At 59.8% G+C, this 12,627-nt stretch carries 15 protein-coding genes; 12 read left to right on the plus strand and 3 right to left on the minus strand.

Annotation, left to right across the window (positions count from 1 at the left end; translation table 11 throughout):
• Positions 1–58 precede the first annotated feature (58 nt).
• The 4 genes from ACR0L1_RS06255 to arsC are packed head-to-tail and all read left to right on the plus strand — an operon-like array spanning position 59 to position 2,218.
• On the plus strand, positions 59–397 hold the full coding sequence (locus ACR0L1_RS06255; protein ID WP_480857700.1) for a DUF952 domain-containing protein: 339 nt from the start codon (positions 59–61) through the stop codon (positions 395–397).
• Positions 394–825 carry a DUF1330 domain-containing protein gene (locus tag ACR0L1_RS06260; RefSeq protein WP_480857702.1) on the plus strand — a complete coding sequence of 144 codons (432 nt, stop codon included), beginning with the start codon at positions 394–396 and terminating at the stop codon, positions 823–825. Before ACR0L1_RS06255 ends, ACR0L1_RS06260 begins: the two co-directional genes overlap by 4 nt.
• Positions 822–1,880: a quinone-dependent dihydroorotate dehydrogenase gene (locus ACR0L1_RS06265; protein ID WP_480857704.1), complete on the plus strand. Its 1,059-nt coding sequence runs from the start codon at positions 822–824 to the stop codon at positions 1,878–1,880. The genes ACR0L1_RS06260 and ACR0L1_RS06265 overlap by 4 nt, the downstream gene beginning before the upstream one ends.
• Positions 1,877–2,218 carry an arsenate reductase (glutaredoxin) gene (gene arsC / locus ACR0L1_RS06270; protein WP_480857706.1) on the plus strand — a complete coding sequence of 114 codons (342 nt, stop codon included), beginning with the start codon at positions 1,877–1,879 and terminating at the stop codon, positions 2,216–2,218. Before ACR0L1_RS06265 ends, arsC begins: the two co-directional genes overlap by 4 nt.
• Here arsC and ACR0L1_RS06275 read toward each other — a convergent pair.
• Genes ACR0L1_RS06275 through ACR0L1_RS06285 form a run of 3 tightly spaced genes read right to left on the minus strand, consistent with a single transcriptional unit; the run spans position 2,215 to position 4,474 of the window.
• On the minus strand, positions 2,215–3,531 hold the full coding sequence (locus tag ACR0L1_RS06275) for an MATE family efflux transporter (RefSeq protein WP_480857708.1): 1,317 nt from the start codon (positions 3,529–3,531) through the stop codon (positions 2,215–2,217). The genes arsC and ACR0L1_RS06275 overlap by 4 nt on opposite strands.
• A gap of 5 nt (positions 3,532–3,536) precedes the next feature.
• Positions 3,537–4,055, minus strand: coding sequence for a PaaI family thioesterase (locus ACR0L1_RS06280; protein WP_170782752.1), 519 nt, complete (start codon positions 4,053–4,055; stop codon positions 3,537–3,539).
• Positions 4,055–4,474, minus strand: coding sequence for a PaaI family thioesterase (locus ACR0L1_RS06285; RefSeq protein ID WP_170770167.1), 420 nt, complete (start codon positions 4,472–4,474; stop codon positions 4,055–4,057). Before ACR0L1_RS06285 ends, ACR0L1_RS06280 begins: the two co-directional genes overlap by 1 nt.
• Before the next feature lie 113 nt (positions 4,475–4,587).
• On the opposite strand from ACR0L1_RS06285, the gene ACR0L1_RS06290 reads away from it, so the two are divergent.
• The 8 genes from ACR0L1_RS06290 to ACR0L1_RS06325 all read left to right on the plus strand — a co-directional run bounded on the left by ACR0L1_RS06290 (position 4,588) and on the right by ACR0L1_RS06325 (position 12,589).
• A complete protein-coding gene (locus ACR0L1_RS06290) occupies positions 4,588–4,956 on the plus strand; it encodes a MerR family transcriptional regulator (RefSeq protein WP_170770165.1) in 369 nt (122 codons plus the stop codon).
• Positions 4,957–5,232: 276 nt separating this feature from the next.
• Complete coding sequence (locus tag ACR0L1_RS06295; RefSeq protein ID WP_170770163.1) at positions 5,233–5,634, plus strand: MerR family transcriptional regulator; 402 nt, start codon at positions 5,233–5,235, stop codon at positions 5,632–5,634.
• Between the two features lie 46 nt (positions 5,635–5,680).
• Positions 5,681–7,462 (plus strand): acyl-CoA dehydrogenase C-terminal domain-containing protein, encoded by a 1,782-nt coding sequence (locus ACR0L1_RS06300; RefSeq protein ID WP_480502684.1) that lies wholly within the window; start codon positions 5,681–5,683, stop codon positions 7,460–7,462.
• Positions 7,463–7,516: 54 nt separating this feature from the next.
• Complete coding sequence (locus tag ACR0L1_RS06305) at positions 7,517–7,729, plus strand: hypothetical protein (protein WP_480857712.1); 213 nt, start codon at positions 7,517–7,519, stop codon at positions 7,727–7,729.
• A gap of 316 nt (positions 7,730–8,045) precedes the next feature.
• Complete coding sequence (locus tag ACR0L1_RS06310) at positions 8,046–8,684, plus strand: glutathione S-transferase family protein (protein WP_170782753.1); 639 nt, start codon at positions 8,046–8,048, stop codon at positions 8,682–8,684.
• 11 nt (positions 8,685–8,695) lie between these two features.
• A complete protein-coding gene (locus ACR0L1_RS06315; RefSeq protein ID WP_480857713.1) occupies positions 8,696–9,907 on the plus strand; it encodes an acetyl-CoA C-acetyltransferase in 1,212 nt (403 codons plus the stop codon).
• A complete protein-coding gene (locus ACR0L1_RS06320; protein ID WP_170782755.1) occupies positions 9,907–10,395 on the plus strand; it encodes a cupin domain-containing protein in 489 nt (162 codons plus the stop codon). Before ACR0L1_RS06315 ends, ACR0L1_RS06320 begins: the two co-directional genes overlap by 1 nt.
• Positions 10,388–12,589, plus strand: a complete 2,202-nt coding sequence (locus ACR0L1_RS06325; RefSeq protein ID WP_480857715.1) for a 3-hydroxyacyl-CoA dehydrogenase NAD-binding domain-containing protein — start codon at positions 10,388–10,390, stop codon at positions 12,587–12,589. Before ACR0L1_RS06320 ends, ACR0L1_RS06325 begins: the two co-directional genes overlap by 8 nt.
• The last annotated feature ends 38 nt before the right edge of the window (positions 12,590–12,627 follow it).

The following is a 12,627-nucleotide window of genomic DNA, read 5'->3' on the forward strand; positions in this document are numbered from 1 at the left end:
AGAGTCAAAGGGGGAAATCCAGCTTGATTCTACCCGCCGTGCGAGGCATCACGGCCCCATGCTGATTTACAAGATTTTCCGGGCCGGCGAATGGGCCGCTTTGCAGTCCGATGGAGCGACGGACGGTGCTCCGATTGATGTCGCAGACGGCTATGTCCATTTCTCGACGGCCGAGCAAGCAGCCGAGACAGCGGCCAAACATTTCGCCGGGATCGACGGTCTGACCCTGTTGGCCTGCGACGCCGACGCGATGGGCGACGACCTGAAATGGGAGGTCTCGCGCGGGGGCGCGCTGTTTCCGCATCTCTACCGGCAGATCAGGATGACGGATGTGCATTGGGCCAAGCCTTTGCCTTTTGACGGACAGGCCCACCAGTTCCCCGAGGAGATGGAATGACCCGCTACGTCGACCCAGATCGCGCGCAGTTCGCGGCGTTCAAGGATCTGGACCGCGATCATCCGATCGAGATGCTCAATCTGGTGAAATTCCGCGCCAAGGCCGCGTACCCGGATGACCACGATCTGGCCGCTGCCGGTCTGACCGGCGCGCAGGCCTATCGCAACTACGGGAGCGACACCGCCCCGATCATCGCTCGTATCGGCGCACATATTCTATGGAGCGGCGCGTTTCAAACAACCCTGATCGGCCCGCAGGACGAGGTTTGGGACGCAGTCTTTATCGCCAGCTATCCCACCGCTCATGCGTTCATGGAAATGGTCACGGACCCGGATTACCAAAAAGCGGTCGTGCATCGTCAGGCAGCGGTGGACACGTCGTGGCTTATCCGTTGCGCGCCGACCCAAGGCAGAGAGAGCTTCGGATGAAACTGACCGAGAAACTGGGCCTTGCCGCCCTGCACCGGATGGATCCGGAAGCCGCGCATGGGATGTCGATCAAGGCGTTGAAAGCGGGGCTAGCCCCCGCACCCGGTCCTGTGACCTCGTCCCGGTTGCGCACACAGGTGGCTGGGCTTGATCTGCCCAACCCGGTTGGGCTGGCCGCTGGTTTCGACAAGAACGGCGAGGTTCTGACACCTCTGTCCCGCGTGGGCTTCGGGTTTATCGAGGTCGGTGCCGTGACCCCACGCCCGCAGCCCGGTAACCCCAAACCACGCCTGTTTCGCCTGTCCGAAGACAAGGCCGCCATCAACCGCTTTGGCTTCAACAACGAAGGCATGGAGGTCATGGCCACTCGTCTGGCGGATCGCCCCAAAGACGCTGTGATCGGCCTGAACCTGGGTGCGAACAAGGACAGCGACGACCGCCCCGGCGACTTTGCCAAGGTGCTGGCCCATTGCGCGGCACATCTGGATTTCGCGACGGTCAATGTCTCGTCCCCTAACACCGAGAAACTGCGCGACCTGCAGGGCAAGGCTGCGCTCAGTGCGTTGCTAGGCGGAGTGATCGAAACCCGCGATGCCCTGCCCCGTCCCCTGCCTGTCTTCCTGAAGATCGCCCCCGATCTGACCGAAGACGAATTGCAAGACATTGCTGATGTCGCTCGGGAAACCGGCGTGGATGCGGTGATCGCCACCAATACCACCCTGTCCCGCGACAGGCTGCGAAGTGTGCATAAGGATCAGGCCGGAGGTCTGTCCGGCGCACCTCTGTTCGAGAAATCCACCCGCGTATTGGCCCGGCTGAGCCAGTTGACAGAAGGTCAAATCCCTCTGATCGGTGTTGGTGGGATCAGCACGGCGGAACAGGCCTATGCCAAGATTTGCGCCGGAGCCTCTGCCGTGCAGTTCTACACGGCGATGGTTTATGGCGGCATCTCATTGGCCGCTGAGATCGTGCAGGGGTTGGATAAACTTCTGGCGCGCGACGGGTTCGACACTGTCGCACAGGCTGTGGGCAGTAAACGTGAGGACTGGTTATGATCGAATATTGGCACAACCCCCGCTGTTCCAAGTCCCGCGCGGGGCTGGCGTTGCTTGAGGAAAAAGGCGCGCAGGTCGAGGTGCGGAAATACCTTGAAGACGCGCCCTCGGCGGATGAGTTGCGCGCGACACTGGCCCTTTGGGGCGTACCCGCCATCGACATGATGCGGACGGGTGAAAAACAGTTCAAGAAACTCGGGATGACCAAAACCACGTCAGAGGACACACTGATCGCGGCAATGGCGGAACACCCGATCCTGATCGAGCGCCCTCTGGCGATCAATGGCGACAAGGCCGCCATCGGACGCCCGCCCGAGAACCTGCTGAACCTGCTTTAAGAGATCTGCGCCTCAAGCCGGGGATAGCGCCAGCCCAAGGTCAATCCCCGCGCAATGTTCAGAACCATCAACGCGGCCCAAAGGCCGTGATTGCCCAGCGTCGGCACCAGTAAGAACAGGGCGACCACATAGATCGCAACCGACTGGATCATCGCGTTGCGCATATCCCGCGTCCAGGTTGCCCCGATATAGATGCCGTCAAACATCCAGCTTGCAACCCCGATCACCGGGGCCAGCGCCGCCCAGATCAGGTATTCTCGCGCAGCCAGACGGACCTCGGGCGAGGTGGACATCAGGTCGATCAGCGCAGGCCCGGCAAGGTAGAACACTGCGCCCAAGGCAAAGGCTCCGCCCACACCCCACTGCGATGCCAAGACCGAAGCCCGCCGCACTTGATACCGGTCCCGCGCACCCACTGCGCCGCCCACCAGCGCCTCGGCTGAAAAGGCGAATCCGTCCAGCGCAAAAGCCGTGATCTCCAGAAACTGCAGTAGGACCTGATTGGCCGCCAGATTAACATCGCCCAGATCGGACCCCACAAACAGGAAGGTGGTGAATGAGCCCGTCAACAGGACCGACCGGATCATGATATCCGCATTCACCTGCACCATCCGACGCAAACGCGCGGCGTTGAATATGCGGGGCCAGTCGCGCCACTGATTGCCGCGGAACGCGCTGCGACACAGCCACAGACCCAACGCCAGACCAGTCCACTCGGCGATCAAAGTGGCGATGGCGACGCCTTCGACACCCCAGCCCAGCCCCAGAACAAACCAAAGGTCTAACAGGATGTTCAGCCCGTTCATCCAGATCTGAAGCAGGAACACGCCGCGCGTGCGTTCGATTGCTATCAACCAGCCGGTCACGGCATAAAGCGCTATTGTCGCCGGCGCCCCCCAGATGCGAATTTCAAGGTATGCGCGGGTCAGGGACTCGACCTCGGGACTGGCCGGGGACAGCGCGAAGGCGCCCCAGAACACCCACACTTGTGTAACGATGAAGACAAGACCTGCGGCACCGCCCAGCAGTAGGCCGCGCATCAACAGCGCAGTGGTCTCGGCTGTATCGCCTGCGCCGCGCGCCTGCGCTGCAAGGCCGGTCGTGCCCATGCGCAAGAACCCGAAAATCCAGTAAATCGCTGACAGGATCACCGCGCCCATGCCGACCGCTCCGATGGGGGCCGCCTGCCCCATCTGGCCCACAACGCCAGTATCGACCGCGCCCAAAATCGGAACGGTGGCGTTTGACAACACGATAGGAAGGGCAATCTTCAGCACCCGTCCATGCGTTATTGGCGCCGAAGCGTCCTGCATGGATGCTAGCTACCCTTGGTCATAGGTTGTGGCATCAGGAAATGACCCGTAGCCTGCGCAAAGGGGCGCGCATGATTGTCCTGCCATGCTTCGACCCGGACCGAGGCATAGCGACGCCCCGACCGGCTGATGATAGCCCGCGCATAGGCATCGCGCGGCAGACCGGATCGCAGATAGTCGACCGTGAAATCCACGGTTTTGGGAAAGCGGATCGTCTCATCCCGCGCGATCTGCTCGGCATCCAGCTCACCGCTCTCGATGCTGGGGAGGAAATACTCCCAACTCAAGGTGATCACGGCCGTGACCTCAAGGAAGGCTGCGGTGACGCCCCCATGCAGGGCGGGAAGGATCGGATTTCCGATGAGCTTTTCGTCATAGTTCAACACCCCGGTCAGTTCGTCCCCACGTCGGTCAAAGCTGAAATCCATGAATCGGATATAAGGCACTCCATCGACAATCGCGTTCAGCGCCGCGTCCCGGCGCTGTTTGACCACTTGCACGGGTTCGGGACGTTTGCGCGCCATCAGAGTCCCTCCACCGTGAAAGAGCCCGAGGCCGTAGCCACCGGTAGGTCCTGATTTTCGTCCATCGCGGTCGCGCGTACGAAGGCCACGTTACGGGTGATGTGGTAGCAGGTCGCGCGCGTGGTGATGGTCTGACCCGGAGTTGCTGCGCGCATATAATCGATACGCAAATCGATGGTCGCCGTTCCACCGGGCGCGGACGGGTGGCTCATGACAGCGGCGCCGCAACAGGTGTCCAGAACGGCAAATACAGCGCCGCCATGGATGACCCCAGTGCGCGGATCGCCCACCAATTCCACGTTGTAGGGCATTGTAATCGCAGCCTCTCCGTTACCGATTTCAGTCAGCGTCATGCCCAGCGCCCTGGCATGTGGGATCGCCTCGATGAACTGACGCGCGATAGCAGCTTTGTCGACCATCTATTTGTACCTTCTTGGTTTCTCCCTTTATGAGCGCGTGGCCCGCAAAAGAGCAAGCCCACCTGTTGCGCTTGTCAGGCGTAGGTCATAGGCTGCGCCAGAGGAGATCAGGAATGCCCGACGACCGTTTGTCATTCAAAGAGATGTGCGCCCAGTTCGATGTGACACCGCGCACCCTGCGCTATTATGAGTATATCGAGCTGTTGCAACCCGACCGCGAAGGCCGTGCGCGATTCTATGGTCCACGCGAATGCGCCCGCATGACGCTGATAATGCGGGGGCGCAAATACGGCTTTCCCTTGGAAGACATCCGCCAATGGCTGCTGATATACGAAGATCAGGGCAACCAGGCGCAGATGAAGGCTTTTGTCGACTTGGCCGATGTCCAATTAGTTGAACTACACAAGCAAAAGCAGCAACTGGATGAGGCGATCGACGCTCTAAAAACCATGCGCGATCAGACCGCCAGGTCGCTGGATTGACCTCAACGCCTATTGCGGCCCTCTTGAAGCCCCGCAAAAGGGATTGCTGTTGCAATTCCCGTTTCAATTGGGTGTTGGCCAGCTGTCGAAATCTGAAAATAACGTGACGTGACGTTGGGGATTTCACCCTCAAACGGACTTGACGCAAACGGAAGTTACGTCAACTAAAGTTGTGACGTAGCGTTTGCATTACGTGAACGTCATCTCCGTGTTGTAAGTGGCGCATCGACTGCGCAACTGTACTTGATAGACGCCAGTGACAAGAGTGCTGAAACCATGACCGAAGATCTGATGACCATTCGTGAAATGTGCGAGACCTATGACGTCACGCCGCGCACATTGCGGTTTTACGAGGCCAAAGAACTTTTGTTCCCGATCCGCGAGGGGCAAAAACGCCTGTTCACCAAACGCGACCGGGCGCGCCTGAAACTGATTCTGCGCGGCAAGCGCTTTGGCTTTAGCCTAGAAGAAATCCGGCAACTTCTGGATCTGTATCATGTGGGGGATCAGCAGATGACGCAGATGACCCGCACGTTTGAGATCGCCCGCGAGCGTCTGACCGATATGGAGGCCCGCCGCGAAGAACTGACGCAGGCCATCGACGATCTGAAGGAACAGTTGCGTTGGGGAGAGAAAGTGATCGCCTCGATGAAGAACGAAAAGAAAGCCGCCGAGTAGCCCTGCGGCCCCACCTCCGGACATTTGAGATTAAAGGGAGCTTCTTATGCCCGTCTATAACGCGCCAACAAAAGACATGCAGTTCATTCTGCACGAAGTCCTCAACGTTTCGGGATCGAAAACCCCCGGTTACGACGAATTGGAAGCCGAATTCACCGGTGCCGTTCTTGAGGAAGCCGGCAAAATCGCAACAAACGTCCTGCACCCGCTGAACGTTGTGGGTGACACCGAAGGTGTGCGCCACGAAAACGGAGTCGTCTACACGCCGACCGGCTTCAAAGACGGTTTCGAGCAGATGAAAGAAGGCGGCTGGACCGGCTTGGATATGCCCGAGGAATTCGGCGGTCAGAACATGCCTTATGTCCTGGGTAGCGCGGTGGGCGAGTTCTTTCAGTCCGCCAACCAAGCCTTCACCATGTATCAGGGTCTGACCCACGGCGCGGCTTCGGCCATTCTCGCCCACGGCACCGACGAGCAGAAGGCCACCTATCTGCCCAACATGGTCAGCTGTGAATGGACCGGCACCATGAACCTGACCGAACCGCATTGCGGCACCGATCTGGGCCTGATGCGCACCAAGGCTGAACCGCAGGACGACGGCAGCTATAAGGTGTCAGGTCAGAAGATCTTTATCTCGGCCGGTGATCACGACATGGCCGACAACATCATCCACTTGGTTCTGGCCAAAATCCCCGGCGGCCCCGAGGGCATCAAGGGTGTCTCGCTGTTCATCGTGCCCAAGTTCATGGTCAACGAAGACGGCTCGCTGGGCGAACGCAACGGCGTTTCGGTCGGCAAGGTCGAAGAGAAAATGGGCATCCACGGCAACTCGACCTGTGTGATGAACTATGACGAAGCCACCGGCTTTTTGCTGGGCGATCTGCACAAAGGTATGCGCGCCATGTTCACCATGATGAACGAAGCGCGTCTGGGTGTGGGTATGCAAGGTCTGGCACAAGCCGAGGCCGCCTATCAGAACGCTGTCGAATACGCCAAGGACCGCCTGCAGGGCCGTGACGTGACCGGAGCGAAAAACCCCGATGGCCCGGCCGATCCGCTGATCGTCCACCCCGATATTCGCCGTAGCCTGATGGATCAGAAAAGCTTTACCGAAGGTGCGCGTGCCTTCATCTTGTGGGGTGCCACACTGATCGACCAAGCACATCGTTCTGGCGATGCAGATGCAGACGGCCTGATCTCGCTGCTGACGCCGGTCATCAAAGGTTTCCTGACTGACGAAGGCTATGACATGACTGTCAAAGCTCAGCAGGTTTACGGCGGCCACGGCTACATCGAGGAATGGGGCATGTCGCAATACACCCGCGACGCCCGTATCGCCATGATCTACGAAGGCGCAAACGGCGTTCAGGCGCTGGATCTGGTGGGTCGTAAGCTTGCTACCGATGGCGGCAAGCACGTCATGGCCTTCTTCGACATCGTCAAGAATTTCTGCAAGGAAAACGGTGGCCAGAACGAAGCCTTTGACAAGGCGTTCATCGAACCGCTCAAGGCGGCGTCCAAGGATCTGCAGGCGGCTGGCATGTACTTCATGCAGAACGGTGCAAAGAACCCCAACCACGCACTGGCTGGTTCGAACGACTTCATGCACATGTTCGGCCATGTCTGCCTGGGCTTGATGTGGGCGCAAATGGCAAAAGCAGCCTATGCGGCCCTTGACGGCGGGGCGTCGGATACCGAGTTCTACCAGACAAAGATTGCCACCGGCCAGTTCTACATGGCGCGTCGCCTGCCGGCCACCGGCCTGCATCTGGCGCGTATCCAGACCGGTGCTGACACTGTCATGGCTCTGGATGCGGCGAACTTCTGATCCAAAACCGGCTGCAGGATTTTGTCTTGCAGCCGGACTTCGCAAAGGACCGACATGCCCAAACGCTTTCGCCTGACCCGCCGGTTTCCGGTTGCAATGACCGAAGATGGCTATCGCAAACTGCGCGGTTTCGCTGCCGAAGCCGGGTTGGATGAAGGTGAGGCTCTGTCGTTTCTATTCGAAAATTTCAACAGCGTGATTGATCAAGACAACCTGACGCACAAGTTGCGCATCTTCAACTCGGAACTTGAGGCGCGAAAACGGTGAATGATGCGGGGACCAGACAACTTTGGCAAATCGCAGATACTCTGTCCGCCTCCGGCGGACGTATTTGGAGCGAGAAGAAGGCAAACGCACGCTTCCCCCCCGCCATCCGGGTTATGATCGCACCTTTGGGCACGCAGTCAGGACGGCGAGGCTTTTCATCGTGCGAACATCGGCTCGGCAGCCTGTACCGCACGCATGAAAAGGCCGCTTTGACGTTAAAGAACCGTTACGGAGAAGGGAAAACTCTGCGGACTTCTTCTCTTCAAAAATTCGGAAATATCGACATAGCCGCACAAGCCACGGGAGGGGCGCGCACATGACCATCAAACTGCATTGCTTCGGAGAAAGCGGAAATTCTTACAAAGCCGCGCTTGCGCTTGAGATGTCGGGCCTGGAATGGGAACCCGTTTTTGTGGACTTTTTCAAAGGCGTATCGCGCACCCCCGAATATCGCGCCGAGGTCAATGAAATGGGCGAGGTGCCAGTCCTGACCGATGGCGATTTTCGCACAAGCCAATCCGGGGCCATTCAGGCTTATGTCACCGAAAAGTCGGGTAAGTTCGGTGGCAAGGACCGCGACGAAAACTACGACATCTTTCGCTGGGTCCTGTGGGACAATCACAAGCTCAGCTCGAATGCGGGGATGACCCGGTTTTTGTGCAATTTCCTGCCCGAAGAGCACCGCAACCCAGATGTCATTGCGTTCAACCAAGGACGCCTGAAGGCCGCTTACGAAATTCTGAATACCCACCTTGAGGGCCGCGACTGGATCGTGGGCGACGGCGTGACCAACGCCGACCTCAGCTGCTGCGGATACCTGTACTACCCTGAACCATTCGGCTTTGACCGTGCCGACTGGCCCCATATCGACGCCTGGCTGACGCGCCTCAGCGAACAGCCCGGCTGGAAACACCCCTATGACCTGATGCCCGGCAATCCGTCGGATCGAGCTTGAGGAGAAGACCCATGACCGAAGCCTATATCTATGACGCCCTGCGCACCCCGCGTGGCAAGGGCCGCAAGGATGGCAGCCTGCACGAGGTAACCTCGGTGCGACTGTCCGCCGTCGCCCTTAACGCCATGAAAGAGCGCAACAACCTGGAAGGTCACGCCGTCGAGGACGTGATCTGGGGCAACGTCACGCAGGTGATGGAGCAAGGCGGTTGTTTGGCGCGCTCGGCCGTGCTGGCCTCGGATCTGGATGAATCGATCCCGGGTCTGGCCATCAACCGCTTCTGCGCTTCCGGCATGGAAGCCGTGAACCTGGCCGCAAACCAGATCAAAGGCGGTGCCGGTGACGGCTATATCGCCGGCGGCGTCGAGATGATGGGCCGTGTACCCATGGGATCGGACGGCGCAGCTATTGCCGTTGACCCTACCCTGGCGATGGATACCTATTTTGTACCGCAGGGGATTTCCTCGGACATCATCGCCACCGAATACGGCTTCAGCCGCGATCAGGCGGACCAGTTGGCGATGGAATCGCAGCGCCGCGCGGCGCAAGCCTGGGACGAAGGCCGCTTTGAAAAATCGATCATACCGGTCAAGGACCGCAACGGCCTGACCATTCTGGACCGCGACGAATACATGCGCCCCGGCACTGACATGCAGAGCCTCGGCAGCCTGAACCCAGCCTTCCAGATGATGGGCGAGCAGATGCCGGGCTTCGACAAGGTCGCCCTGCTGAAATACCCGCACCTGGAAAAGATCAACCACATCCACCACGCGGGCAACAGCTCGGGCATCGTGGACGGGGCAGCGGCCGTTCTGATCGGCAACAAGGAATTCGGTGAGAAGCACGGCATCAAGCCGCGCGCGCGTATCAAAGCCACCGCCAAGATCGGTCTGGACCCGACGATCATGCTGACAGGCCCGGTTCCGGTGACCCAGAAAATCCTGGCCGACAACGGCATGCAGATTTCGGATTTCGACCTGTTCGAAGTGAACGAAGCCTTCGCGTCGGTCGTACTGCGGTTCCAGCAGGCATTTGAGGTGGACCCCGAACTGGTGAACGTCAACGGCGGCTCGATCGCGATGGGTCACCCGTTGGGTGCAACCGGCGCGATGATCATCGGCACCCTGCTGGACGAACTGGAGCGTCAGGACAAAGAAACCGGCCTGGCCACGCTCTGCATCGCGTCGGGCATGGGTGCCGCGACTATCATCGAGCGGGTCTGATGCCCAAGCTGGATCTCTCTCAGATCCCGTTTATTGGGGGATCGTCTTATCCCGGTAAGCTGGCCGAGGCGACCGCAGGTCGTTTCGTTCAGCGGCTGGGGGATACGGGCGGTCTGACCCAATACGGCGTCAACATCGTACGGTTGGAGCCTGCGGGGATGTCCTCGCTGCGGCACTACCACATGGAGCAGGACGAGTTCGCCATTGTGCTTTCCGGCACCTGCACATTGATCGACGACGATGGTGAGCATGAGATGCAGCCCGGTGACTGCGCGGCCTGGCCCGCAGGTGAGCCCAACGGCCACCACCTTGTGAACAAAACCAACGCGCCCGCGACCTTTCTGGTGGTGGGCACGCGGACCCCGACCGAGACCGGCTTTTACAGCGATATCGACATGATGGTGAAGGATGACGCCGACGGCGAGGCCTTCACCCGGAAAGACGGCAGCCCGCTGACGGCTGACCAGATTGGAGATGACAATGACTGATTTCACTCTGACCAAAGACGCAGACGGCGTCGCCACGATCACCTGGGACGTTCCAGGTAAGACGATGAACGTAATGTCCTTTGACGGGCTGGCCCAGCTGAGCGACCTGATCGATCAGGCGCTGGCGGATGAGGAGGTCAAGGGGATCGTCCTGACCTCGGGCAAAGAAGGGTCGTTTGCGGGCGGCATGGACCTGAACCTGCTGGCTGTGATGAAGGAACAGGCAGGCGACAACCCGGCCAAAGGTCTGTTTGACGGCACGATGCAAATGCACGCCCTTCTGCGCAAGATCGAGCTGGCCGGCATGGACCCCAAGACCAAGAAAGGCGGCAAGCCGATCGCAACCGCCCTGCCCGGCACTGCCGCAGGCATCGGCATGGAGTTGCCTCTGTCCACGCATCGCATTTTCGCTGCCGAGAACCCCAAGGCGAAATATGGCCTGCCCGAGATCATGGTCGGCATCTTCCCCGGCGCGGGCGGCACCACGCGGATGGTCCGCAAGGTGGGCGCGATTGCAGCGGCACCGCTGCTGCTGGAAGGCAAGATGCTGGACGCCAAGAAAGCCAAGGGTGCAGGCTATATCGATGAGATCGCAGCCGACCCGATGGCCGCCGCGAAAGAGTGGGTTCTGAACGCCAAGGACGCCGATCTGGTCAAGCCGTGGGATGCCAAGGGCTATAAAATGCCCGGCGGTGCGCCGTACCACCCTGCAGGTTTCATGAACTTCGTTGGCGCCTCGGCGATGGTACACGGCAAGACCCAAGGCGCCTTCCCGGCGGCCAAGGCGTTGCTGAGTGCAGTTTATGAGGGGGCTCTGGTTGACTTCGACACCGCGCTGAAGATCGAAGCGCGCTGGTTCACCTCAGTCCTGATGAACCCGTCCTCGGGTGCCATGATCCGGTCGCTGTTCCTGAACAAAGAAGCGCTGGACAAAGGCGCCGTGCGTCCTGCTGGTATCCCCGATCAGTCGGTCATGAAGATCGGCGTTCTGGGCGCGGGCATGATGGGGGCCGGTATCGCTCTGGTCTCGGCGCAGGCCGGGATGGAGGTTGTGCTGATCGACCGTGATCAGGCCGCCGCAGACAAGGGCAAAGCCTATACCGAGGCCTATCTGGACAAGGGTATGAAGCGCGGCAAGGTCACGGCGGACAAGAAAGAGGCCATGCTGGGCCGCATCACTGCGACCCCCGAGCTTGGGCAGCTGCAAGGCTGTGATCTGATCATCGAGGCCGTGTTCGAAGACCCGGGCGTCAAGGCCGAGATGACCAAGAAGGTCGAGGCGATCATCCCCGAGGACTGCATCTTTGCCTCGAACACCTCGACCCTGCCGATCACCGATCTGGCGAAGGCCTCCGTCCGACCCGAGCAGTTCATTGGCATTCACTTCTTCTCACCGGTTGAGAAGATGTTCCTGGTCGAGATCATCAAGGGCAAGGAAACCGGTGATCGTGCGGTTGCCAAGGCGCTGGACTATGTGCGCCAGATCCGCAAGACGCCGATTGTGGTCAACGATGCACGCTTCTTCTACGCCAACCGCTGCATCATCCCTTACATCAACGAAGGTCTACGGATGATCACCGAAGGCGTCAGCCCGGCGCTGATCGACAATGCCGCGCGTCAGCTGGGCTTCCCCGTAGGGCCGATCCAGTTGAATGACGAAACCTCGATTGATCTGGGTGCCAAGATCGCGCGGGCGACCAAAGCTGCGATGGGCAACGCCTATCCCGAAAGCCCCGCCGATGACCTGATCTTCTGGATGGAAGGCGAAGGCCGTCTGGGCCGCAAGGCCAATGCAGGCTTCTTCGACTATGACGAAAAGGGCAAACGCGTCGCATACTGGACCGGCCTGGCCGAGAAATACCCGCATGCCGAAGAGCAGCCCGACCTGATCGAAGTACAGGAACGCCTGATGTTCGCGCAGGTGTTGGAAGCTGTCCGCGCGTTGGAGGAAGGTGTTCTGGAAGACATCCGCGAAGGCGATGTGGGCGCCATCCTGGGTTGGGGCTTTGCGCCGTGGTCCGGTGGCCCGCTGAGCTGGCTGGACATCATCGGCACACCTTATGCGGCTGAACGTTGCGATCAGTTGACCGAAGCCTACGGTGAACGCTTCACCTGCCCGCCGCTGCTGCGGGAAATGGCGGAGAAGGGTCAAAGCTTCTACGGGCGTTTCGACCCCGAAGCCAAAGCGGCCTAAAAGTCAAAGAAGCTGGCGCAGCCCCCCTGCGCCAGCTT

It is taken from the genome of Ruegeria sp. J8 (genome assembly GCF_056531925.1).